We start from the raw sequence: 21367 nt of genomic DNA on the forward strand, positions 1-21367 counted from the left end.
GCTTTGGTGAGGCCGTCCTCTTCCTTAGACTATGCACTCAGGAGGCAGCGTGGACGCACTGAAGAAAGCCCTTTTGGCGGAGCCTCTGTCCCGTTCGGAGGCCTATGCCCTGATGCAGCGGATTATGGCCGGCGACCTGACCCCGGTGCAGACCGCTGGTGTACTCATGGCCCTGCGTACCCGGGGCGAGACCCCCGAGGAAATCGCTGGGTTTGCCGAGGGGATGCGCGAGGCGGCGGTGCGGGTCAATACCCAGCGCAAGCCTCTGCTGGACATCGTGGGCACCGGGGGGGTGGCCCCGGAGGCCTTCAACATCTCCACCACCACCTGCTTCGTGGTGGCTGCCGGGGGGGTGGCGGTGGCCAAGCACGGCAACCGGGCGGCTTCCTCTAAGTCGGGCTCGTTTGACCTGCTCGAGGCCCTGGGCATTCGGATTGATCTGCCGGTGGAGAAGGTGGCCGAGAGCATCGACACCCTGGGGCTGGGTTTTCTCTTCGCCCGCAACCACCACCCCGCCATGCGCCACGTGGCCCCGGTGCGGGCCGAGCTGGGGGTGCGCACCGTCTTCAACCTGCTGGGCCCTCTGACCAACCCGGCCTTTGCCACCCTGAACCTGGTGGGGGTGAGCAGCCCGGCGCTGCTGGAGACCTTTGCCCGGGTGCTGCGCGATTTGGGCTCGAGCCGGGCCCTGGTGGTCCACGGCCGCATGGAACGGGCAGGCCGCCTGGAGGCGGTGGACGAGCTGGTGCTGGGCGAGAACCAGGTGGCCGAGCTTCGGGACGGGCAAATCCGAACCTACCGCCTGCACCCCGAGGAGGTGGGCCTCAGCCCGGCCCCCTACGAGGCTCTGGGAGGGGGTACGGCCGCCGAGAACGCGGTGGAGGCCCGGGCCATTCTGGGCGGCCAGCAGAAGGGCCCCAAGCGCGATGCGGTGGCCCTCAACGCCGGGGCGGCCTTCTATCTGGCGGGCCAGGTTGAAAGCGTCGCCGAAGGGGTCAGGCGGGCCCAGGAGCTGCTGGAGGCGGGCGTGGGGCTCGAGCTGCTGGAGCGGCTGGTACGCTTTACCCAGGCATGAGGCGCATTCTCGTCGTCTCCAACGGGCACGGTGAGGATACTATCGGGGTTGCGCTGGCCAGGGCCCTGGGGGCCCTGGGCTACGGGGTGGAGGCGGTGCCCCTGGTGGGGCGGGGCCGGGCCTACGAGGAGGCCGGCTTTGCGGTGCGGGGACCCCGGCAGGAGATGCCCTCTGGGGGTTTTGCCCTGGAAAGCCTCCGGGCCCTTTGGGCCGACCTGCGGGCCGGCTGGTTCACGATGAGCCTGGCCCATTACAAGGCCGTGCGGGAAGCAGCACGGGGGGCCTGCGCTACGTTGGTGGTGGGCGATGTGTATGCGCTTGGGGTGGGGAGCCTTTTCGGCAGGCGCCCGCTTTTCCTGATGCAGTGCCGCTCCTCGGTTCGGGCGGGGCCGGGCCGCCCTTACAGCGTCACTGAGCGGCTTATGATGCGGCGGGCGGCGCGGGTTTATCCCCGGGAGGCCGAAGGGGAGACCTGGCTCAGGGCCTGCGGGCTCGGCAACGTGGTCTACCTGGGCAACCCTATGCTGGACGCGCTGGAAGACGACGCCCCGGCGCTTCCTCCTCCCTATTTGCTCCTGCTGCCTGGCTCGCGCCAGGACGCCTACGAAAGCCTTCCCAGGATGCTCGAGGCCGCCCGGCGCTTGGGCGACACGGGCCTCACCCCGGTGGTGGCCTGGGCCGGCTTGCCGCTCGAGGGGACTTCTATGGGCGAGTGGCAGGTGGAGCCACAGCGCTTCTGCCACCCCGATGGCACCACCGTTCACCTGGTCCGGGGGCTTTCCAAAGCCCTCTTGCTGGGCTCGCGGGTGGCTCTATCCACCAGCGGCACCGCCGCCGAGCAGGCCGCCGGGTATGGGGTGCCGCTGGTGGGCTTTCCTACGTCGGGGCCACAGTACACCCGCGCTTTCGCCGAGCGGCAGAAGCGGTTGCTGGCCGACGCCCTGATGCTGGTGGACCCCGACCCTGGGGCCATTGCCGCGGGGGTGCGGCGGTTTTTGGCCTCCGCCGAGCTGCAGGCGCGGGCCCGGGCGGCCGGGAGGGCCGCCATGGGCGAGCCCGGGGCCGCCCAGCGGATTGCCCTGGACCTGCACCGGCACCTCGTTATGTAAATAACAAAACATGGTATAATGAATAGGTGAGCACTGACGTTGCCACCAACTACGATGCATCCGCCATCAAGGTTCTGAAGGGGCTCGAGGGGGTGCGCCACCGGCCGGCCATGTACATCGGGGGCACCCAGGCCGACGGCTACCACCACCTTTTCAAGGAAATCCTGGACAACGCGGTGGACGAGGCCCTGGCCGGCTTTGCCAGCGAGATTGTCACCACCCTTCACCCAGATGGCTCCCTTACCGTAGAGGACAACGGGCGGGGCATACCCGTCGATCTGATGCCCGAGGAGCAGAAACCGGCGGTGGAGGTGATTTACACTGTCCTGCACGCTGGGGGTAAGTTCGAGGAAGGGGCTTACAAGGTTTCGGGGGGGCTCCACGGGGTGGGCGCCAGCGTGGTCAACGCCCTCTCCGAGTTCACCACCGTGGAGGTTTTTCGCGATGGCCAGCACTACCGCATCGACTTCAGCCGGGGCCAGGTGACCCAGCCTCTGCGGGTGATGGGCCCCGCCCCCAAGGGCAAGCGGGGCACCCGGGTCACCTTCCGGCCCGACCCCGAGATCTTCGGGCTCGAGCAGCGCTTCGAGGCCAGCCGTATCAGGGCGCGTCTGCGGCAGGTCTCCTTTTTGGTGGCGGGCCTGCGGCTTGTTTTCAGGGATGGGCTCCACCACAAGGAGGAGGTCTTCTTCGACAAGGGGGGGGTGGGCTCCTTCGCCCGCTACCAGGTCGACGGCGAGGAGCTTTTGTACGAGAAGCCGATTCTGCTTCAGGGCCAGGTGGAAGCGGTGGGCGTGGAGGTGGGTCTGGTGCACACCAAGGGCTACACCCCCATACTGTCCAGCTTTGCCAACATGATCCCGACCGTGGACGGGGGCACCCACGTCTCCGGCTTCAAGACCGCCTACACCCGGGCTTTCAACGCTTATGCCAGGAAGGCTGGCCTGGTGCGGGATAAGGACCTCGAGCCGAGCGGGGAGGACTTGCTCGAGGGACTTTCCTGCGTGGTCTCGGTCAAGATACCCCAGCCCCAGTTCGAGGGCCAGACCAAGGGCAAGCTGTTGAACCCTGAGGCCGGCACCGCGGTGAGCAGGGTGGTTTACGAGCAGCTCACCGAGTTCCTGGAGGAAAACCCCCGCATCGCCCGGCTCATCTATGAGAAGGCCCAGCGTGCAGCCCAGGCCCGGGAGGCAGCCCGCAAGGCCCGCGAGCTGGTGCGCCGGGCCAACCCCCTGGAATCCGACGACCTGCCGGGCAAGCTGGCCGACTGCCAGTCGGAGGACCCTGCCGAGAGCGAGCTTTTCATCGTGGAGGGCGATTCGGCCGGGGGCAGCGCCAAGAGCGGGCGCGACCGGCGCTTCCAAGCCATCCTGCCCTTGCGGGGCAAGATCCTAAACGTGGAGAAGGCCGGCCTCAACAAGGCCCTCAAGAATGCCGAAGTACGGGCCATGGTGGCGGCGATTGGGGTGGGAATTGGCGGCCAGAATGGTGAGGAGGCCCACTTCAACCTGGAGAACCTGCGCTACCACAAGATCATCATCATGACCGACGCCGACGTGGACGGCTCGCATATCCGTACCCTTCTGCTCACCTTCTTCTATCGCTACATGCGCCCCATCATCGAGCACGGCTACCTCTACATCGCCCAGCCGCCCCTCTACGCCCTGCGGGTGGGCAAGGAGGTGCGCTATCTTTACGACGACGAGGCGCTCAAGCAGGCCCTGGCCGAGCTCCAGGGCCGGTCCTACGAGATTCAGCGCTTCAAAGGGCTGGGCGAGATGAACGCCGAGCAGCTCTGGGAGACCACCATGGACCCGGCCCGGCGGGTGCTCAAGAAGGTGGACATGAAGGATGCGGCCTACGCCGCCCAGATCTTTGACGAGCTGATGGGCACTGAGGTGCAGCCCCGGCGGGAGTTCATCGAGGAGAACGCCCGTTTCGCCCAGCTCGACGTCTAGCCTGGCTTTTACTCTAACTCATCCCCCTGTCTGGCATCCTGGGGCCATGCGGAAAGTTTGGGTGTGGGCACTGGTTCTGGGGCCCCTTCTGCTGGCCCTGGCCCAGGCCCTCTCGACCGAGCGGATGCGAGCCGACCTGGAGGCCCTGCTGGCCCAGGGGCCCCGGGTAGCGGGCAGCGAGGCGGCCGCGGCGGCTCGAGCCTACCTGGTCCAGGAGCTGCGCCGGGCGGGCTACACCGTGGAGCTCCACCCCTTTACCTACAGCCGCACGCGCGACCAGGGCTCTTCTTTGCGGGTAGGGGGGGCCACTTTTCCGGTGATGGGCGTGGCGGGAAGCCCTGCCGGGCGGGTAGAGGGGCCGCTGGTGGTGGTGCCGGGGGCCGGGCTGGCAGCCGACTTCGCCGGGCTGGACCTGCGGGGAGCGGTGGCGGTGGTGCGCCGGGGCGGCATACCGGGGTTGGAAAAGGCTCGGCTGGCAGCCGAGCGGGGCGCGGTGGGGCTGGTTTTGCTCACCGAGGAGCCCTCAGGAACCCGGTTTACCTTCGGCGGCAGCAGCCCCATTCCAGGCGTCACCCTGGGGCAGGCGGAGGGGGCGCGGCTTTTGGAGGCAGGGGCTCGAGCCGTGCTGGAGGTGCGCTTTCTTAGCGAGGAGGTGCAGGGGCGCAACGTGATTGCCCGGCGGGGGGATGCCCCTCCGCTGGTTTTGGTGGGCGCCCACTACGACTCGGTGCCGGGGAGTCCGGGGGCCAACGACAACGCCTCGGGCACGGTGACGGTCCTCGAGCTGGCCCGGGTGCTCGCCAGCCATCCCATAGCAGAGCGCACCTGGTTCGTTTTCTTCGACGGGGAGGAGGATGGGCTCTGGGGCTCCCGGCGCTTCGTGGAGGAGTACCCCGGGTTGGTGCAAGGGCTGCGCGCCATGCTCAACCTGGACATGGTGGGGGTGGACGTGAACGGCCGCTTGGGCATCGGCGGTAGCCCGGAGCTCCGGGCTCTGGCCGACTGCGAGGCGGTTGCGGTCCTCTGTGGTGGCGCCCCCGGCGGGGGCAGCGACCACGTGCCCTTTGCCCAGGCCGGGGTACCGGTGCTTTTCTTCTTCCGCGGCCTGGACCCCAACTACCACCGCCCCACCGACACCTACGCCGACCCGGCCCTTATGGCCCAGACAGCCCAGGTGGTGCGGGGCATCCTGGAGCGCCTGCTGCGCTAGGGCAGCCAGTTCCCACCGCAGAGCACCACCGCCAGCCGCTGCGGCAGGGGGTAGTCCATCAGCGCCGGCGCCAGGGCCAAGGCCGCGGTGGGCTCCACCACCTGCTTGAGCCGTTCAAGTATGAGGCGCTGGGCCTGCAGCGTGACCGCATCAGGGACCACCAGGATGCGGCCGACGAGGCGCTGCATCACGGGGAAGGTCTGTTCCCCCACCACTAAGGTGCGGACCGCGTCGGCCACGGTTCTGGGGGCCTGGGACAGGGCCACCCGGCGGCCGGCTGCCAGGCTCTGCTGGGCGTCGTGGGCCCCTTCAGGCTCCACTCCGATCACCTCAATCTCGGGGCGCAGGGCCTTGAGGGCCGTGGCCACCCCCGCGATAAGCCCCCCACCCCCTACGGCCACCAGCACCGCATCAAAGGCCTCCACCTGGGCTAGAAGCTCCAGCGCTAGGGTGCCCTGGCCGGCCATGACCCTAGGGTCGTCGAAAGGGTGGATGAGGGCATAGCCCGTTTCCCTGGCCAGCCCCTGGGCTATGGCCTCCCGGTTCTCCACCGTCACCCCCTGGTCGAAGACCCGGGCTCCGTAGGCGCGGGTGGCGGCCTTCTTGGTGGGGGAGGCGTCCTGGGGCATGACCACCAGGGCGGGAAGCCCCAGGGTGCGCGCGGCGTAGGCTACCCCCTGGGCGTGATTGCCGGAGGATACCGCGATTAGGCCTTTGGGCCCCTGAAGCTGGAGGGCCGCGTTGAGCGCCCCCCGCACCTTGAAGCTGCCGGTTTTTTGCAGGTGCTCGGCCTTGAAGTAAATTTCTTTGCCCAGTTTTTCGTTCAGGCTTTGGCTTTTGAGCACCGGGGTACGGTGGATGTGGGGGGCTATGCGCCGGGCAGCGGCCTCTATGTCTTCCAGGTTCAGCACGCTTCCATGCTAAGACCTGGTGTAACGCCGACCTGCCGATTAACGGAAGGAAAACCCGCCCCGCCCTCCGCCCGTGGGCTACGCTGGCCCCATGCGCCCTCTTGCCGAGGCTATTTACGAGCTCGAGGTGGGCCAGATGCTGGCGGCCCGGCTTCCCCTTCTGAGCGGCCTGCTCAAACTCTGGGTGTGGCGGCATGGGGAGGGGTTTGACCTGTACGCGGTCAGCATTCCGGAGGGGGAGGGGTCGCCCCGTCGGGTGGTGGGGCGGGGCCTGGTCTCGGCCACCGAGGTGCTGGAGGCCCTGCACCACCTGGCGGAAATCTACGCGGTGCAGGTGCCCGAGCTTTTGCACCTCCCTACCGCGGTGCAAACGGCCACGCCGGAGCTTTTGCAGCGGATTGAAAGGCGTTTCCTGCCCGTGGCCCAGCTCCCAGGCCATGTGGAGGAGCTGCAAGGGGTGCGGCAGGCCTGGGCGGCGGGCAACGATGGGGAAGAGGACGTGGGGACTTTGGTTATCGTCGAACCTTGACCGGCGCCTTTTCTTACCCCAGAATGCCCCCTGGTGGGAGGGTTGCGGCTTTCGGTCCGGACGCTTGGTTGCAAGGTCAACCAGGTGGAGTCGGACGCGCTGGTGGGTCTTCTAAAGGCCCTGGACCCGGTGGTGGTGCCCCTGGAAGCCGGGGCCGATTTGGTGGTCATCAACACCTGCGCGGTGACCACCAGCGCTGAGTCGGATGCCCGCAAGGAGGTGCGCAGGGCGCGGCGGGCCAATCCAGAGGCCTTTGTCGTGGTCACCGGTTGCTATGCCGAGCTGGCCCCCGAGCTGCTTGCCGAGCTGGGGGCCGACGCGGTGGTGCCCAACCGCCGCAAGGCCGAGCTGCCGGGGATAATCCTGCAGCGCTTTGGCCTGCCCGCCGACCCCCTCACCACCCCCCCCAACGAGTTTTGGGGGGCGGGCGAGCGGGGGTTGCTGAACAACTACGTGCGGGCCTTTATCAAGGTGCAGGACGGCTGCAACGCAGGGTGTGCTTACTGCATCATTCCCCGCTTGCGCGGCCGTGAGCGCCACCGCGAGTACCGCGATGCTCTGGAGGAGGCCAGGGCCCTTCTGCGAGCTGGGGTGCAGGAGATTGTGCTCACCGGGGTGCGGCTGGGTTCTTATCGAGGACACCCGGGGGGGATTGCGGGGTTGGTGGAGGAGCTGGCTGGGATGGGGGCCAAGGTGCGGCTCTCCTCCATCGAGCCCGAGGACACCGGGGAGGAGCTTTTGCAGGTTATGCGCCGTTTCGCCCCCCAGGTGCGTCCCCACCTCCACCTGAGCCTGCAGACCGGTTCCGACCGGCTTTTGGCCCTGATGGGCCGCCGCTACAGCAAGGCTTACTATCGTGCCCTGGTGGAGCGGGCCTACGACCTCATCCCCGGTTTCGCCCTTACCACCGATGTAATCGCCGGCCTGCCCACCGAGACCGAGGCCGAGCACCAGGAGACCCTGGCCTTTTTGGAAGAACTCCGGCCCAGCCGGGTGCACGTCTTCACCTACACCCCCCGCCCCAAAACCCGCGCCGCCTCGTTGCCGCAGGTGCCCCTCGAGGTGCGCAAGCGCCGCAACCGCGAGCTCACTTTGCTCGCCCAGCGCTTGGCCGAGGAGCGGATGCGGCCCCTGCTGGGAAGCCGGGTAGAGGTACTGGTGGAGAGTTTCCGGGGGGATAGGGCCTACGGCCACACCCCGGACTACTACCAGGCCGAGCTTACAGGCCCCGCCCGGGTGGGCCAGACGGTGTGGGCGCGGGTGGAAGCGGTGGCGGGCTACACCCTCCAGGGCCGGGTGGAGGCCCTAAAGGAAGAGCCCGCTTCCTAAGCCTTGCGCCGGCTTTCCACCAGGTAGCGCACCACGAAGGCTAGGCATATAAAGACGGTGGCAAACTGGGCGGTGGCGGCCATGGGCCGCTCGACCGTGCCGCCCGAGAGCAGGGTGATGAACTCAGGCACCCCCCGCAAGGAGCCCAGGAGGCCCAGCACTGCCAGGCCCAGGGCGATTTTCAGGGCGAGCGGGGCCTGGGCTGGGCTCCTGTCGGCCCAGAGGCCCATCAGGGCGATGGCCAGTCCCAGCAGGCCTGGAAGCAGGGCGGTGGGGGTAAGCTTGGAGCCCATCACCGCCACGGTGGAGACGATGATCAGGAAAATGCCGGTCCACAAGGCGCGCGCACTCAGGTTTCCCATGTTTTAGAGACTATACTATCGGGACCTGCCCAAAAGCGCCGCGGTCAACACTATCGCCGCCTGTCTGCGCTAGGCTAGGGCTATGGAGAGCCACACCGTCGTGCTTTTCGATGGGGTGTGCAACCTTTGCAACGGGGTGGTGCGCTTCATCCTGCGCCACGACCCCGAGGGGCGTTTCCGCTTTGCCGCGCAGCAGTCCGAGGTGGGCCAGGCCTTGCTCCGGCGCTACGGCCTGGGGGGCACCCCCCTGGCGGATAGCGTGGTGGTAATCGAGGGGAACCGGGTCTACCTCGAGTCCGATGCGGCCCTGGCCATCCTGCGCCGCCTGCCGGGCTACGCCTGGCTCTACGCCCTGCGGCATCTGCCCAGGCCGCTGCGGGATGGCCTCTACCGCCTGGTGGCCCGTCACCGCTACCGCATTTTTGGCCGCCAGGAGGCCTGCTGGCGGCCCACCCCTGAGCTAAAGGAGCGCTTCTTGGACGGCGGGGCCGGATAGAATCCAACTATGGAAATCGTGGGTGTTCGCGGCGCGCCGCAGGAGACCCTCGACGCGCTCAAAGAGGCGCTTAGGGGGGTGGACTTTTCCCAGGCGGTGGTGACCTACATCACCGATTGGCAGGACCAGCGCTCCCAGGCCCGCTACGCGGTCTTTGTGCGGGAGGGTCGGCACCGGGTGCTCGGGCTGGATGCCTTTGGTCCCCGGTTCGGGGCGGAGGGGGAGGCAGCCTTGGAGGCCCTTACCCGCTGGCTCCTCGAGCGGGGCGTAAGCGAGTTCCGCGAGGCCATCATCCCGCCCTCGCGCTATGCTGCTCTCTTTAAGCTGGACGAGGATGAACTGCTGAAAACCCTCCTGGCCACCGCCAACCCTGCCGACCCTGCTCTATTTGCCAACCTTCGCGGCGCGGGGCTCAAACGTTGAAGCCAAACATCCGCATCTGGCGCTTGCCCTCCTCGGTCATGCGAGCCGGTGTCCAGGGAGGGGTCCAGACGAACTCCACATTCACCGCGTTCACCCCTGGTAGCCGCATAACTGCGAGCTCGGCATCGGCTTTGACGATGTCCTGGGCCGGGCAGCCGATGGCCGTGAGGGTCATGGTGATATCCACGATGCCCCCCTCCTTCACCTCGGCGTCGTAGACCAGGCCCAGGTCCACCACGTTGACGGGAATCTCCGGGTCGCGCACCACTTTGAGGGCTTCCAGTACCTGTTCCTTGGTGGGCAGCGTTGCCTCGCTCATGCCTTCATCCTACCCCGGCGAACACCCTCGCAGGCTGCCCTGGGTTGCAAAGCCTACATGAAGCGCTTGCGCCGGCGGTAGCTCTTGACCTCCTTGAAGCTCTTGCGCCCCCCCGACTTGGCGACCCCCAGGTAAAACTCCTTTACGTCGGGGTTGGTCTCCAGGTCCGCTCGAGGGCCTTCCAGGGCAATGCGCCCAGATTCCATGATGTAGCCGTAGTGGGCCACCGACAGGGCCACCCGGGCGTTTTGCTCCACCACCAGCACCGTGACCCCTTCCTCTGCGTTGATCTGGGCCACAATATCGAAGATTTCCCGTACCAAAAGAGGGGCCAGGCCCAGGCTGGGCTCGTCCAAAAGCAGCAGCCTGGGCTTCGCCAGGAGGGCTCGCCCGATGGAGAGCATCTGCTGCTCCCCTCCCGAACAGTAGCCGGCTAACCGAGTCCGGAGGGCGGCCAGGCGGGGAAAGTAGTGGTAGATGCGCTCCAGGTCTTCCTTCACCTGGGCCCCATCCCGCCGGGATATGGAGCCCACCCGCAGGTTTTCCTCCACGGTGAGGTGCTTGAAGACCCGCCGTCCCTCGGGCACCTGCACGATGCCCATGCGCACGATGTCCTCGGGCGGGCGGTTGGCGATGTTGGCTCCGCGGTAGAGGATGGAGCCCGCGACCACCCGCCCGTCCTCGGGCAAAAGGAGCCCCGAGATGGCCCGCAGGGTGGTGGTCTTGCCCGCCCCGTTGGGGCCTAGAAGCGCGGTGATCTGCCCCTCGGGCACCTTCAAGGACACCCCCCGCAGCACCTGGATGATGTCCTTGTAGACCACCTCGATGTTGTTGACCTCGAGCAAAATCGGACCCAGTTCCTCGGGGCGCATAACAGCCTCAGGGGTTCCTCACCTGGCGGAAGAGGGCCGAAGTAAAGGGTTCGGTTATGGGTACGAACTTGCCTCCCCGTACCTCCAGCACCCGCAGCCCCTCGGCCCCGGTCTGCTCGCTCCGGGTGAAGTCGATCTCAATGCCGGCCTTGGTGGAGACCGCAAAACCTGGCCGGAAGGCGTTGGGGCCGTTCATCCCGATGATGCTCTGGTAGACGGTCTCGTTGTCGATCCGCCCGTTGAAGCGCTGGGCTGCCCGCCGCATGGCCTCCACTGCGATGGCCGCGGCCAGCATCCCTGCGGTGTAGTTGGTGGAGTTCAGGATGTCGGCGCTGCGGTTGTACCGAGCAGCGAGCTGCTTCTGCAGGTTGATGCCGGGGGTGTTTTCGTCCAGGGTGTAGTAGCTGCTGGCCCAGAGGTACCCCTCGGCCGCGTCGCCCGCCAGCCGGAGCAGGTCGGACCCGCCGGTGTACACCGCGCCCATCTGCTTGATCTTGCGGTCGAGGCCCAGCCGTTTGGCGTCCTTGAGGATGTTGGCCACCGGCCCCGCCACGTTTTGGTGGATGATGTACTGCACCCCCGCCGCATCCAGCGCCCGCAGAAGCGCGGTGTTGTCCAGATTCCCGCCCCCCACCTCGCGCACGTCCACGATGGTCTGCCCGAGCCGCTGGGCCGCCCGCCGGGCGTGGTCCACCACCGCGCGGCCAAAGGGGCTGGGGTTTACCACCAGGGCGATGCGGGCGTTTCTTTCGGTGCGGTTGATGTACTCCATCAGCGCCACCACTTGCTCGGAGTAGCTGCTTACGGGCAGGAAGAAGTACTGGTGGTTGGGGGGGTCGATCAGGCCGATGTGGGCCGAGGCCGGGATGGTGGGCAGCCTGACCTCGTTGATGAGGGGTTTGAGCTGGAGCATGGCCCCGGTGGAGTAGCCCAGGTAGATGGCCGGCCTGGACCGGTCCAGGGCCTCCTCCAGGATGCGCTGGGTGTTGGGGTTTTGGTACTGGTCGTCCCGCACGATGCAGTTCAGGGTCACGCCAGGGATGAGCCGCTGTTCGTTGGCGTAGCGGCAGTAGTCCTCAATTCCTGCTGCGTAGGGCCCCCCCACGTCCGAGGTGGGGCCGGTGATGGCCCCTGACCAGAGCAGGGTAACCGTGCGCCCTTGGGCCAGAACCAGACCCAGAACCAGGAAGATGCCCAAAACCATCGCTCGCTTCATGTTGCCTCCTCGTTGCAACGCGCTTGCCGCGGTGTTGCCCTCAGTACTTGAACGGCCAGGTACGGAAATAACTTCGCACCAGGCGCCACCAGTTGTAAAGCCCCCGGGGCTCGAAGATTAGGAAAAGCACGATCACCAGGCCAAACGAGAGCGGCAGCAGGGCCGAGGCCACGTCCACCCCGGCCGGGGTGATGCTCTGAATGAAAGGGTTGGCCTTCATCCACTCGGAGAGGCGCTCCACCCCAAGCCGCAAAAACTCGATGAAGGCCGGGCCCAGCAGGCTGCCCACCACCGTGCCCAGACCCCCCACGATGGCCATGGCCAGCAGGGCCACCGAGCGGGCCAGGGTGAACTCCTCCACCACCACGGCCCGCTGCAGGTAAGCCAGCAGCCCCCCGGCTACCCCCCCATAGAAGGCCCCCAGGGCAAAGGCGAAGAGCTTGGTGCGGCCGGGGTCCATGCCCATGGCGTCGGCGGCACGGTCGTTGTCCCGCACCGCGATGAGGGCCCGGCCATACTTACCCCGCAGGAGGTTGCGCCAGGCTATGACCATGAGCACCAGCACGAACAGGATTACGTAGTACCAGAAGTAGTTGTGGTTGCGAAAGGTGATTTCCAGGCCCAGAAAATTCCGCATCTCTACCGGGATGGCGGCTCCCTGGGCCAGCGCCGGGCTCCGCCCCACCACCCAGACGAAAATCTCCTGAAAGGCCAGCGTGGCCAGGGCCAGGTAGAGGTGTTTGACGCGCAGCGAGGGGATGCCGACCAGAAAGCCGGCCACGGCCGCGGCCAGGCCGCCTAAGGGAAGGGTCAGCCAGAAGGGAAGGCTGGGTGCGGTAAGGGCCACGGTGTAGGCCCCTACCCCCATGAAGGCAGCCTGACCTATGCTGATGAGCCCGGCGTAGCCGGTGGTGATGTTGAGCCCCAGCACAGCGATGGCGTATATCAGGATGAAGTTCAGAACCAGCACCTGGGAGCGCTCGAGGAAAAGCGGCAGCAGGCAGAGCGCCACCAGAAGCAGCCCTACCGAGACAATCTCGCGGTAGTTGGCGAAGATGGTGGTGTCCTGCGCGTAGGAAGTGCGGTAGTTGCCGGTCTGGGCCCAGGGGTTACGCATGGGCACCTCCTTGTGGCTCCCTCATACCCGTTCGATCTCCTCGGTGCCGAAAAGCCCGTGTGGCTTGAACCAGAGCATGATGAGGAGGACCACGAAGGGCATCGCGTACTGTGAGCCGCCCCCCACCAGGCCTACCTGGGTGAGCAGGGGGTCTAGGTAGGCGGTGGAGAAGGACTGCAGCACACCGATGATGATGCCTCCCACCACTGCCCCTGGCACCGAGTCCAGCCCGCCCAGGATCACCGCCGGGAAGACCGCCAGTCCAATGGCGATGAGGCTGTCTTGGTTTAGCCCCGAGACCATCCCCACCACGATGCCCGCTGCGGCGGCGGTAAGCCCGGCGATGGCCCAGGCCAGGGCGAAGACCTTTTCCACAGAGACCCCAAGGCTCATGGAGGCCATCTGGTCGTCGGCCACGGCCCGCATGGCGATGCCCAGCACCGAGCGCTGGAAGAACCAGCCGAACATCAGCAGGAAAACCACGGTAAAGCCGATGGCTAGGAGCTGGGGGTAGGAGATATTGAGCCCCCCCAGGTTCAGGCCCCCCGGGGGCAGGAAGGGCGGAAAAGTGAAGTTGCCCGAGCCAAAGGGGGTCAGGTACATCAGCCCGTCCAGCACGCTAGCCAGGCCGATGGTGACCATGATGACTGAGATGATGGGCTGGCCCACCAGCCGCCGCAGGAAGACGCGTTCCACCACAAAGCCAAGGAGGGCGGTGAGGAGGAGGGCCAGCAGGGCGGCCAGAAGCACCGGCAGCCCCATCCAGACCGCCAGGGCGTAGGCCGTGAAAGCCCCGATGGCGATAAGTTGGCCGTTGGCGAAGTTGATGACCCGGCTCGACTTGTAGATGAGGACAAATCCCAGGGCAGCCAGGGCATAAATGCAGCCCACCGCAATCCCGGAGATGAGGTTTTGCAGGAAGTCGGTCACATCCCCTCCTTATGCGCCCACCAGGTCCTTGGCGGTGCTGGCCTCGAGGACGCGCACCTCGGTCGAGACCCGCTGCACCGAACCGTCCTGGTACTTGAACTCGGTCTCTACCCGCACTTGCTCTATCCCGCTGTACAGCGCTTCCACCAGGGTCTGGTAGCGCTGCTGGATGAACTTACGGCGCACCTTGCCGGTGCGGGTCAGCTCGTCGTCGTCGGCGTCCAGGAGTTTGTAGAGAAGCACGAAGCGCCGGATGCGCAGGGCCTCAGGCAGGCTTTCGTTCACCGCCTGCACCTCCTTGCGGATGAGTTCGGCCACCTGGGGCTTTTGCGAGAGGTCGAGGTAGGTGGTGTAGGCAATTCTGCGGTCCTCAGCCCACTTGCCCACGGTCTGGGGGTCCACGTTGATGAAGGCCGTGATGTAGGGCCGTTGGTCGCCGAAGACCACCGCCTCCTTGATGTAGGGGCTGAACTTGAGCTTGTTCTCGATGAACTGGGGGCTGAACATCTGGCCCGTGCTGGTGTGCATCACGTCCGAAACCCGGTCGATGACCACCAGGTGGCCCTCTGGGGTCAGGTAGCCGGCATCCCCGGTGTGTAGCCAGCCGTCCTTGAAGGTCTCGGCGGTGGCCTCGGGGTTCTGCCAGTAGCCTGCCACCACCGCATCCGAGCGGCAGAGGATCTCGCCCCGCTCGCTGATTCGCACCTCACCTCCAGGGATGGGGAGCCCCACCGTGTCGGCCCTCACGTCGCCGTCGCGGTGGACGAAGGCGATGCCGATGATCTCGGTCTGGCCGTAGATCTGCTTGAGGTTGACCCCGATGGCGTGGTAGAAGCGGAAGACCTCGGGCCCCAAAGCCGCCCCCCCGGTATAGGCCCGGCGCAGGCGCAAGAAGCCAAGCTGGTCGCGCAGGGGCCTGAACATGATTAGGTCAGCGAACCAGTAGGCCAGGCGCAGCCCCAGGGGCATCGGCCGGCCCCGCATGCGGTAGTCGGCGGCCCGGTAGCCGATCTTGAGCATCTGGTGGTAGACCCAGCGGTTGAAGGCGTAGGTCTCGGAGATGCGCACCCAGATCTGGCTCTGGGTGCCCTCCCAGACCCTGGGGGGGCTGAACATCACGTGGGGGCCGATCTCCTTTAGGTCGTTCATGGCGGTCTCGATGGACTCGGGGAAGTTGACCGCGAAGCCTCCCGCCAGGGCCATGCCCACCGACATCATCTGTTCTCCGATCCAGGCGAAGGGCAGGAAGGAGAGGTAGTCGTCGGTGGGCTCCAAGGGGTCTACCTCCTGCAAGGCCACCCCCATGTGCAACAGGTTGCGGTGGCGGAGCATGGCGGCCTTGGGCCGGCCAGTGGTGCCGGAGGTGAGGGAGAGGTGGCAGACCTCCTCGGCGTTGCCCTGGGCGATGCGCTCCTCGACCGCCTGGGGGTGCTGCTGCAGGTAGGCCTCCCCGAGCTGCTCGAGCTCGGCGTAGCTCAGCAGCCAGGGGTCGTTCTTGTAAGCCCGCATGCCCCTGGGGTCCTCGTAGATGACCTTGCGGACGGTGGGAATCTCGCTTCTTATCTCCAGGAGTTTGTCCACCTGCTCCTGGTCCTCGGCCAGCACAAAGGCCGCCCCGGTGTAGGAGAGCACGTAGGCGATTTCGGGGGGCAAAGAGGACTGGTAGACCCCCACCGAGATGCCCCCTGCGGCCTGGGTGCCCAGCTCGGCGTAGAGCCACTCGGGGATGTTGTCGGCGATGATGGCCAGCCGCTCCCCCTTCTGGAAGCCCAAGGCCAGCAGCCCCGCAGCGAAGCGGGTCACGCGCCGGTAGTAGTCGGCGTAGGTGATCTCGTTCCAGACGCCGAACTCCTTGTGCCGCAGGGCCACCTTCCCTGGGGTGTGGAGGGCGCGAAGGCGCAGTACCTGGGGTAGGGTGTACTTCTTGAGCTCGTAGCCCTGGGGCATCGGGGGTTTCTCAGGCGGCATGGTCCACCCCCACGTAGGCCTCCTGCACCCGCGGGTTCCGGCTGACCTCTTCGGGCAGTCCCTCGGCGATGACCTGGCCGAAGTCGAGCACATAGATGCGGTCGGAGATGTCCATCACCACCCCCAGGTCGTGCTCGATGAGGACGATGGTGGTGCCCCGTTCGGCCCGGATGTCCAGGATGAAGCGCACCATGTCTTCCTTTTCCTCCAGCGTCATCCCGGCCATGGGCTCGTCCAGCAGAAGGAGTTTGGGAGAGAGGGCCAGGGCTCGGGCCACCTCCACCCGCTTGCGCACCCCATACGGCAGGTCACCCACCAGGGCCTTGCGGTAGGGCTCGAGCTCCATGAAGTCTATGATTTCCTCGCAAAATCGGCGGTTCTCCACGCTCACCCGCAAGGCCCGGCCGTAGAACCAGAGGTTGTCCCACAGGCTATACCGGCCAAAGGTGTGCCGGGCCATCAGGAGGTTTTCCAGCACGGTCATGCCGGTGAAGAGCTCGATGTTTTGGAAGGCCCGGGCGATGCCGTATTTGGTGACCTGGTGGGGCGAGGCGTGGGTCAGGTCGTGGCCCTCGAAGGTGATGCGCCCCGAGTCTGGGTGGTAGAAGCCCGAGATGCAGTTGAGCAGGCTGGTTTTGCCTGCCCCGTTGGGGCCAATGACCGAGACCAGCTCGCCTGGGGCCACCTCGAGCGAGACCTCGCTCAGGGCCCGCACCCCGCCGAAACTGAGTGTGACCTTCTCAACCCTGAGTTGCACCATGCCTCCTGCTCATACACCGCCAGAAAGTTGCCGAAGCTTGGTCAGCGAGCTCACAAGCGTTTGGTTGGGGCGAAGTATAGCCGAGGTCCGGGGCGAGTGTCAACGCTTTGCGGATGACAAAACAAAAAAACGTTGCATTGCAAAAATGGCGGAAAAAGCGGTCTTTTTGTTGGGCCTCAGGTGATTGACAGCCCCCCCAGCCTTTGCTACCCTATAGAGCGCGTCTGGGCGCGTAGCTCAGTTGGATAGAGCGACTGACTACGGATCAGTAGGTCGTGGGTTCGAATCCTGCCGCGCCCGCCAGCAACCAGGGTCCCGAGGGCCCTGGTTTTTTTGCAGAGTGGGCCGGTCGGTGGGGGGAGGCCCGTATACTGGAGCCCGATGCGCCCCCACACCACGCCCTGGTATTTGGTGCTCTCCTCCTACTGGTTTGCCAGCAGCTTCAAGTGGTTCTTGATCCTGCTGGTCTTGCTGCCTGCAAGGGTGGCCGAGCTGGTGCCAGAAGCAGAGCGGGCCACACGGCTCGGCTTTTTGTTTGCCCTAGGAGCGGTGATGGCCCTGGTGGGCCCCCCCCTTTGGGGCTATTTTTCCGACCGGGTGGGGCGGCGGATGCCCTTTTTGGCCCTGGGTGCGCTCTTGACCGCGGGGGCGCTGGTCTGGATGGCCTACGCCCCCAGCTATTTACAGCTCGTGCTGGCCTATTTGCTGTTGCAGGTTGCCGACGATATGGCCACAGGCCCCTACTCGGCCCTCATCCCCGACCTGGCCGCCCGCCGGGAGCGGGGGGTGGCCTCGGGCTGGCTGGGGGTTTTGCAGGTGGGGGGGCAGGTGACCGCAGGTGGGGTGGGTTTTCTGCTGCCCAGCCTGCAAGGGCAGTTCCTGCTCATCGCCCTGGTCAACCTGCTGGCTGCTCTGCTCACCCTGCGCTTCGTAGGGGAGGTTCCAGGGCTCAGGCCGCAGGCTCGAGGGTTCCTGGAGAGCCTGCTGGCGCCTTGGCGGAGTGCCGATTTTCGCTGGGTCTGGTTCACGCGTTTTCTGGTTATGCTGGCCCAGTACAGCGTGCAGACCTATCTTCAGTTCTACCTGGCCGATGTGGTGCGGGTTTTCCAGGCTTTCGGCCGGGTTGTGGCCACCGAGGCCTTCCAGGCGGTGGCCTTGCTAGGCCTGCTCATCTCTTTAGGAGCGGCCCTCTCGGCGGTTCCGGCAGGGCGCCTTTCCGACCACTGGGGCCGCAAACCCGCCATCTACCTGGCAGGGGCAGGCCTGGCCTTGCTGATGCTGCCCCTTCTGCTCCTGCCGCGCTTTGATGTGCTGCTGGGGCTGGCGTTGGTCTTCGGGCTCTTTTACGGGGCCTATCTGGCGGTGGACTGGGCCCTGGTGGCCGACGTCCTGCCCGACCCCGAGGCCCACGCCACCGATATGGGCCTCTGGCAGACCTCCATTGTGCTGCCCCAGGTGCTGGCTGGGAGCCTGGGGGTGGTGGTGGACACCTTTAACCGCCATTCGGGTGGTCTGGGTTACACGGTGCTCTTTTTGCTGGCCGCGCTTTGCTTCGTGCTGGGGACTTTGCTGGTACGGCAGATTCGCTCGGTGCGCTAGTTGAGGAGGTTTTGAGTGCGCTTTTTTGGGCTTTTGTTCGGCCTGGGGCTTTTGGCCTGGGCCCAGACCACCCACACAGTACGCCCTGGGGAGACCCTATACCGCATTGCCCAGCAGTACGGGACCACCGTAGAGGCCCTGCAGGCCCTAAACGGCATCGCCGACCCGCGCCAGCTCCGGGTGGGCCAGGTTTTGCAGGTGGAGGAGCCCCTGCACCGGCTTACCCAGCTCCCTGCCCCCCTTCAAGCCCTTACCTGGCCCCAGGCCACCCCTCAGGGCCGTCTGGCAGTGGTGCGGCTGGAGGCCTCGAAGAGGGTAGAGGGCTTCGTGCGTTTTTTGGGAGGTCGCTACCCGGTGCAGAACAACCGCGTGCTGTTGCCGGTTCCGGCCCTGCAGGCCCCGGGGGTGTACCCGGCCTACCTCGAGCTGGGGGAAGCCAGGGTGCGCCTGGAGATCCGGGTGGTGGCGGGGCGCTTTGGCCGGCTGGTGCTCTGGCTGCCCCCCGAGCGCCAGCGCTTGCTGGTGCCCGAGCGGCTGCGGGCCGAGCGGGCCCGGGTTTTGGCGGCCTGCGACCCTGAGCGGCCCCAAGCGTGGCGGGGGCCCTTCCGCAGGCCGGTGGCCTCGGAGCGCATCACCGACCCCTTCGGAACCCGCCGCAGCTACGACGGGGGGCGTACCTACAGCTACCACGAGGGCCTGGACTACGGCGTGCCCGAGGGTACGCCGGTCTATGCCCCGGCCCCCGGGGTGGTGGCCCTGGCCGAGGTGCTTTTCGTGCGGGGTGGGGCGGTTGTGCTGGACCACGGCGCGGGGGTGTGCAGCGGTTACTGGCACCTCTCCCGCCTTGCGGTGAGGCCCGGGCAGCGGGTGGAGGCAGGGGCGCTTCTGGGCTACTCGGGCAACACCGGGCTTTCTAGCGGTCCCCACCTGCACTACGAGATACGCGTCTTTGGGGTGCCCACCGACCCGGTGCCCTGGTTCACCCGTCCTCCCTAAGGGCCGGGCGCACGCCCTGCTCGGTGGCCAGGTAGCGCACCGGGACGTCCCAGGGGTCGTGGGGCAGGGCGGGGAGCAGCAGGGCCTCGGCGGTGAGGCCCAGGGTGAGGACGGTGGGCGGCAGGGCAGCCAGGAAGCGGTCGTAGAAGCCCTGGCCGTAGCCGAGCCGCCAGCCTTGGGGGTCGAAGGCCAGGCCGGGCACCAGCACCGCCTCCAAGACGCCGGTCTCCACCCTAGGGGCGTGGGGGGCGGGCTCCAGAAAGCCGTAGCGGTGCCGCACCAGCGGGCAGGGCAGGGGGTGCACCTCGAGGCCGTGGGTGCGGGCCCGGGGCAGGTAGTAGTGGGCCGGGTAGAGGGTTTGGAGGGGGGCTGGGTCCAGCTCGGAGCCGAAGGCGCTGTAGAGCAGGATGTGCTTGGCGCTTCGTTCGGCCAGGAAGCGGGCCAGGTGGCCGGCCACCTGGTGGGATAGCTCGGCCGTGGGCAGGCCTGCGCGCACCCGCTTGGCCCAGCGCCTGAGCTCGGCCTTGGTCATGGCGCCAGTATCCCAGGCTCCCCGGGGCCTGTCCAGCCGGGTTGACAGTCGAGCCCTCGTTCTGTCAAAATCCCCATAGGGGGCGACCCCGGATCCCGTTGCAACAAGGAGTCGGCCATGCCCATCTACGTCTACGAGAACCTCGAGACCGGTGAGCGCTACGAGTTTGAGCAGAGCTTCCACGAGCCGGCCTATACCCACCACCCCGAGACAGGGGCGCCCATCAAGCGGGTGATCTTCGCCCCGGCGGTGGTCTTCAAGGGGTCGGGCTGGTACATCAAGGACTCCAAGGCCAACGGCAAGAAGGAAAAAAGCGAGAGCGAGGCGGCGGACTAGCCGCCGAAAATCCTCTGGCCCCTCCAGCCTTGGGGCTGGTCCTCTTTTTTAAGGGGCTTCAGCCGCGCCGCCTGGCCGGGGGCTATCCGATGGCGGGCGAACCAGCCCTGGGGAACCTCCAGCACCTGGCGGTAGACCCGGTTGGGAAAGGAAACAGGGCAGCGCGGCTGGTTGGGGCAGGGGGGAAGGTCGAGGATAACCAAAATCCGCCCTTTCTCGTCTAAAAAGGCCACCGAGACTGCTCTGGAGAGGCCCAGGCTGCTCCAGCCCTCGTCGCGGGGCCCAGGGAAGCTGTACCAGATGCCCTGCTCCTCCCCAAGCTGGCGGCGGGCCAGAAGGCCCTGGGCGGTGTTGAGGGGGGTGTAGACCGGCAGCTCGAGCGTGCCCCTGGGGGCCTCAATCAGGGCCACGCGCTGGAGCAGGGGGCTGGTGGGCCGTGGGGGTGCGGCGATTCGCCCGGCCAGGAAATACCCGGCGGTTGCCAGGGCCACGGCCAGACCCACCAGCAAGGCGCTGTATCCGTAGAGGGGCCCTTTGGCGTTCATCGGCGCACTTCAATCTCGAATAGATGGGGCCAGAGCTTGCCGGTCACAAAGATGCGCCTCCTCTGGGCGTCGTAGGCGATGCCATTCAGAACGGCGTCGGGGTTGGGGTTCCGGGCCTGGGCCAGCAGGGCCAGAGGGGCGAGCTCGAGCCAGGCCTCCACCTGGCCGTTCTCGGGGTTGATGATGGCGATGCGGGTGGTGAGCCACACATTGGCCCAGATACGCCCCTCAATGTACTCCAGCTCGTTGAGGCGCTCCACCGGCATTCCCCCAGCCCGCACGCTTAGGGTGCGCTCGGGGCGCAGGGTGCGCGGGTTCAGGAAGTAGAGCTGGCTCGAGCCATCGGACATGATGAGCTGCCTGCCGTTGTGGGTCAGGCCCCAGCCCTCGGTGGCGTAGCTGAATCGGCCCTGGAGGTTGAAGTCGAGGTCGTAGATGAAGCCCACCCGGTTGCGCCAGGTGAGCTGGTAAATCCGGTTTTGGAAGAGGGTGATGCCCTCGCCGAAGTACTCGGGTTGCAGGGCGCGGCTTTTCAGCACCCTTCCTGTCTCGAGCTCCACCTTGCGCAGGCTGGACTGGCCGTATAGCCCGGTGCCCTCGTAGAGGAAGCCCTGGTGGTAGACAAGGCCCTGGGTGAAAGCTGCGGGGTCGTGGGGAAAGGTGTGGACCACCCGAAAGCCCCATACCGGCACTGACTGAGCCATACAGAGGCCCAAAAAAACGAAAAAAAAGGAGTACCGCGCCACCTTTTCACCTTACCGCGAAAGGATGAGCC

23 protein-coding genes and 1 tRNA gene are annotated in these 21367 nt (G+C 66.6%); 12 read left to right on the plus strand and 12 right to left on the minus strand.

Translation table 11 applies throughout. From position 1 onward, the window contains the following. Positions 1 to 49: 49 nt before the first annotated feature. The 4 genes from trpD to DV704_RS00080 are packed head-to-tail and all read left to right on the plus strand — an operon-like array spanning position 50 to position 5352. A complete protein-coding gene (gene trpD, locus DV704_RS00065) occupies positions 50 to 1075 on the plus strand; it encodes an anthranilate phosphoribosyltransferase (RefSeq protein ID WP_114797524.1) in 1026 nt (341 codons plus the stop codon). Next, positions 1072 to 2184: a lipid-A-disaccharide synthase-related protein gene (locus DV704_RS00070; RefSeq protein ID WP_114797525.1), complete on the plus strand. Its 1113-nt coding sequence runs from the start codon at positions 1072 to 1074 to the stop codon at positions 2182 to 2184. Before trpD ends, DV704_RS00070 begins: the two co-directional genes overlap by 4 nt. 26 nt (positions 2185 to 2210) lie before the next feature. Beyond that, on the plus strand, positions 2211 to 4142 hold the full coding sequence (locus DV704_RS00075) for a DNA topoisomerase subunit B (protein ID WP_114797526.1): 1932 nt from the start codon (positions 2211 to 2213) through the stop codon (positions 4140 to 4142). Positions 4143 to 4188: 46 nt separating this feature from the next. Further along, entirely contained in the window at positions 4189 to 5352 is a 1164-nt protein-coding gene (locus DV704_RS00080; RefSeq protein ID WP_114797527.1) for a M28 family metallopeptidase, read from the plus strand. Here DV704_RS00080 and DV704_RS00085 read toward each other — a convergent pair. After that, positions 5349 to 6263: a threonine/serine dehydratase gene (locus DV704_RS00085; protein WP_114797528.1), complete on the minus strand. Its 915-nt coding sequence runs from the start codon at positions 6261 to 6263 to the stop codon at positions 5349 to 5351. The genes DV704_RS00080 and DV704_RS00085 overlap by 4 nt on opposite strands. Positions 6264 to 6354: 91 nt before the next feature. On the opposite strand from DV704_RS00085, the gene DV704_RS12135 reads away from it, so the two are divergent. Together DV704_RS12135 and DV704_RS00095 are read left to right on the plus strand one after the other, a co-directional pair. Continuing rightward, positions 6355 to 6792 carry a hypothetical protein gene (locus DV704_RS12135; protein ID WP_158539587.1) on the plus strand — a complete coding sequence of 146 codons (438 nt, stop codon included), beginning with the start codon at positions 6355 to 6357 and terminating at the stop codon, positions 6790 to 6792. 42 nt (positions 6793 to 6834) lie between these two features. After that, the gene (locus DV704_RS00095; protein WP_114797981.1) at positions 6835 to 8121 is read left to right on the plus strand and encodes a MiaB/RimO family radical SAM methylthiotransferase; all 1287 of its coding nucleotides are present in this window, start codon (positions 6835 to 6837) and stop codon (positions 8119 to 8121) included. On the opposite strand, the gene DV704_RS00100 is transcribed toward DV704_RS00095, so the two are convergent. Then, positions 8118 to 8483: a hypothetical protein gene (locus DV704_RS00100; RefSeq protein WP_114797529.1), complete on the minus strand. Its 366-nt coding sequence runs from the start codon at positions 8481 to 8483 to the stop codon at positions 8118 to 8120. The genes DV704_RS00095 and DV704_RS00100 overlap by 4 nt on opposite strands. An 82-nt stretch (positions 8484 to 8565) precedes the next feature. Between DV704_RS00100 and DV704_RS00105 the strand changes: the two genes are divergently transcribed. Beyond that, the gene (locus DV704_RS00105) at positions 8566 to 8979 is read left to right on the plus strand and encodes a thiol-disulfide oxidoreductase DCC family protein (protein WP_114797530.1); all 414 of its coding nucleotides are present in this window, start codon (positions 8566 to 8568) and stop codon (positions 8977 to 8979) included. A gap of 9 nt (positions 8980 to 8988) precedes the next feature. Beyond that, positions 8989 to 9402 carry a DUF3197 domain-containing protein gene (locus DV704_RS00110; RefSeq protein ID WP_114797531.1) on the plus strand — a complete coding sequence of 138 codons (414 nt, stop codon included), beginning with the start codon at positions 8989 to 8991 and terminating at the stop codon, positions 9400 to 9402. On the opposite strand, the gene DV704_RS00115 is transcribed toward DV704_RS00110, so the two are convergent. The 7 genes from DV704_RS00115 to DV704_RS00145 are packed head-to-tail and all read right to left on the minus strand — an operon-like array spanning position 9392 to position 16584. After that, the gene (locus tag DV704_RS00115; RefSeq protein ID WP_114797532.1) at positions 9392 to 9721 is read right to left on the minus strand and encodes a metal-sulfur cluster assembly factor; all 330 of its coding nucleotides are present in this window, start codon (positions 9719 to 9721) and stop codon (positions 9392 to 9394) included. The genes DV704_RS00110 and DV704_RS00115 overlap by 11 nt on opposite strands. Positions 9722 to 9774: 53 nt before the next feature. Further along, on the minus strand, positions 9775 to 10593 hold the full coding sequence (locus tag DV704_RS00120; RefSeq protein ID WP_114797533.1) for an ABC transporter ATP-binding protein: 819 nt from the start codon (positions 10591 to 10593) through the stop codon (positions 9775 to 9777). A gap of 7 nt (positions 10594 to 10600) precedes the next feature. Next, positions 10601 to 11809 carry an ABC transporter substrate-binding protein gene (locus DV704_RS00125; RefSeq protein ID WP_114797534.1) on the minus strand — a complete coding sequence of 403 codons (1209 nt, stop codon included), beginning with the start codon at positions 11807 to 11809 and terminating at the stop codon, positions 10601 to 10603. Positions 11810 to 11849: 40 nt separating this feature from the next. Further along, positions 11850 to 12926: a branched-chain amino acid ABC transporter permease gene (locus DV704_RS00130; RefSeq protein WP_114797535.1), complete on the minus strand. Its 1077-nt coding sequence runs from the start codon at positions 12924 to 12926 to the stop codon at positions 11850 to 11852. Between the two features lie 21 nt (positions 12927 to 12947). Then, positions 12948 to 13856: a branched-chain amino acid ABC transporter permease gene (locus DV704_RS00135; protein ID WP_114797536.1), complete on the minus strand. Its 909-nt coding sequence runs from the start codon at positions 13854 to 13856 to the stop codon at positions 12948 to 12950. A 9-nt stretch (positions 13857 to 13865) separates the two neighbouring features. Continuing rightward, entirely contained in the window at positions 13866 to 15824 is a 1959-nt protein-coding gene (locus DV704_RS00140; RefSeq protein WP_233498176.1) for a long-chain fatty acid--CoA ligase, read from the minus strand. Further along, positions 15814 to 16584: an ABC transporter ATP-binding protein gene (locus DV704_RS00145; RefSeq protein WP_114797538.1), complete on the minus strand. Its 771-nt coding sequence runs from the start codon at positions 16582 to 16584 to the stop codon at positions 15814 to 15816. The genes DV704_RS00140 and DV704_RS00145 overlap by 11 nt, the downstream gene beginning before the upstream one ends. A gap of 226 nt (positions 16585 to 16810) precedes the next feature. Between DV704_RS00145 and DV704_RS00150 the strand changes: the two genes are divergently transcribed. The 3 genes from DV704_RS00150 (at position 16811) to DV704_RS00160 (ending at position 19179) form a co-directional block, all read left to right on the plus strand. Continuing rightward, a tRNA-Arg gene (locus tag DV704_RS00150) sits at positions 16811 to 16887 on the plus strand. A gap of 78 nt (positions 16888 to 16965) precedes the next feature. Continuing rightward, positions 16966 to 18183: an MFS transporter gene (locus DV704_RS00155; RefSeq protein ID WP_114797539.1), complete on the plus strand. Its 1218-nt coding sequence runs from the start codon at positions 16966 to 16968 to the stop codon at positions 18181 to 18183. A gap of 15 nt (positions 18184 to 18198) precedes the next feature. Next, positions 18199 to 19179: a M23 family metallopeptidase gene (locus tag DV704_RS00160; protein WP_114797540.1), complete on the plus strand. Its 981-nt coding sequence runs from the start codon at positions 18199 to 18201 to the stop codon at positions 19177 to 19179. Here the strand turns inward: DV704_RS00160 and DV704_RS00165 are convergent. After that, on the minus strand, positions 19163 to 19711 hold the full coding sequence (locus DV704_RS00165) for a 5-formyltetrahydrofolate cyclo-ligase (protein ID WP_114797541.1): 549 nt from the start codon (positions 19709 to 19711) through the stop codon (positions 19163 to 19165). The genes DV704_RS00160 and DV704_RS00165 overlap by 17 nt on opposite strands. 117 nt (positions 19712 to 19828) lie before the next feature. On the opposite strand from DV704_RS00165, the gene DV704_RS00170 reads away from it, so the two are divergent. After that, entirely contained in the window at positions 19829 to 20047 is a 219-nt protein-coding gene (locus tag DV704_RS00170; RefSeq protein ID WP_114797542.1) for an FmdB family transcriptional regulator, read from the plus strand. Here DV704_RS00170 and DV704_RS00175 read toward each other — a convergent pair. Together DV704_RS00175 and DV704_RS00180 are read right to left on the minus strand one after the other, a co-directional pair. Then, positions 20044 to 20592: a DUF192 domain-containing protein gene (locus DV704_RS00175; protein ID WP_114797543.1), complete on the minus strand. Its 549-nt coding sequence runs from the start codon at positions 20590 to 20592 to the stop codon at positions 20044 to 20046. The two genes, DV704_RS00170 and DV704_RS00175, sit on opposite strands and share 4 nt — an antisense overlap. Continuing rightward, positions 20589 to 21284 (minus strand): glutaminyl-peptide cyclotransferase, encoded by a 696-nt coding sequence (locus DV704_RS00180; protein ID WP_233498177.1) that lies wholly within the window; start codon positions 21282 to 21284, stop codon positions 20589 to 20591. Before DV704_RS00180 ends, DV704_RS00175 begins: the two co-directional genes overlap by 4 nt. Positions 21285 to 21367 lie beyond the last annotated feature (83 nt).

The sequence above is a fragment of the Meiothermus sp. QL-1 genome (assembly GCF_003351145.1).
Lineage (GTDB): Bacteria > Deinococcota > Deinococci > Deinococcales > Thermaceae > Meiothermus.

Excerpts from the sequence above, each read along its gene's own strand:
- DV704_RS00070 (WP_114797525.1), top strand. The coding sequence starts at position 1,072 with ATGAGGCGCATTCTCGTCGTCTCCAACGGGCACGGTGAGGATACTATC.
- DV704_RS00080 (WP_114797527.1), top strand. The coding sequence starts at position 4,189 with ATGCGGAAAGTTTGGGTGTGGGCACTGGTTCTGGGGCCCCTTCTGCTG.
- DV704_RS12135 (WP_158539587.1), top strand. The coding sequence starts at position 6,355 with ATGCGCCCTCTTGCCGAGGCTATTTACGAGCTCGAGGTGGGCCAGATG.
- DV704_RS00100 (WP_114797529.1), bottom strand. The coding sequence starts at position 8,483 with ATGGGAAACCTGAGTGCGCGCGCCTTGTGGACCGGCATTTTCCTGATC.
- DV704_RS00105 (WP_114797530.1), top strand. The coding sequence starts at position 8,566 with ATGGAGAGCCACACCGTCGTGCTTTTCGATGGGGTGTGCAACCTTTGC.
- DV704_RS00110 (WP_114797531.1), top strand. The coding sequence starts at position 8,989 with ATGGAAATCGTGGGTGTTCGCGGCGCGCCGCAGGAGACCCTCGACGCG.
- DV704_RS00115 (WP_114797532.1), bottom strand. The coding sequence starts at position 9,721 with ATGAGCGAGGCAACGCTGCCCACCAAGGAACAGGTACTGGAAGCCCTC.
- DV704_RS00120 (WP_114797533.1), bottom strand. The coding sequence starts at position 10,593 with ATGCGCCCCGAGGAACTGGGTCCGATTTTGCTCGAGGTCAACAACATC.
- DV704_RS00125 (WP_114797534.1), bottom strand. The coding sequence starts at position 11,809 with ATGAAGCGAGCGATGGTTTTGGGCATCTTCCTGGTTCTGGGTCTGGTT.
- DV704_RS00130 (WP_114797535.1), bottom strand. The coding sequence starts at position 12,926 with ATGCGTAACCCCTGGGCCCAGACCGGCAACTACCGCACTTCCTACGCG.
- DV704_RS00140 (WP_233498176.1), bottom strand. The coding sequence starts at position 15,824 with ATGCCGCCTGAGAAACCCCCGATGCCCCAGGGCTACGAGCTCAAGAAG.
- DV704_RS00145 (WP_114797538.1), bottom strand. The coding sequence starts at position 16,584 with ATGGTGCAACTCAGGGTTGAGAAGGTCACACTCAGTTTCGGCGGGGTG.
- DV704_RS00155 (WP_114797539.1), top strand. The coding sequence starts at position 16,966 with ATGCGCCCCCACACCACGCCCTGGTATTTGGTGCTCTCCTCCTACTGG.
- DV704_RS00165 (WP_114797541.1), bottom strand. The coding sequence starts at position 19,711 with ATGACCAAGGCCGAGCTCAGGCGCTGGGCCAAGCGGGTGCGCGCAGGC.
- DV704_RS00170 (WP_114797542.1), top strand. The coding sequence starts at position 19,829 with ATGCCCATCTACGTCTACGAGAACCTCGAGACCGGTGAGCGCTACGAG.
- DV704_RS00175 (WP_114797543.1), bottom strand. The coding sequence starts at position 20,592 with ATGAACGCCAAAGGGCCCCTCTACGGATACAGCGCCTTGCTGGTGGGT.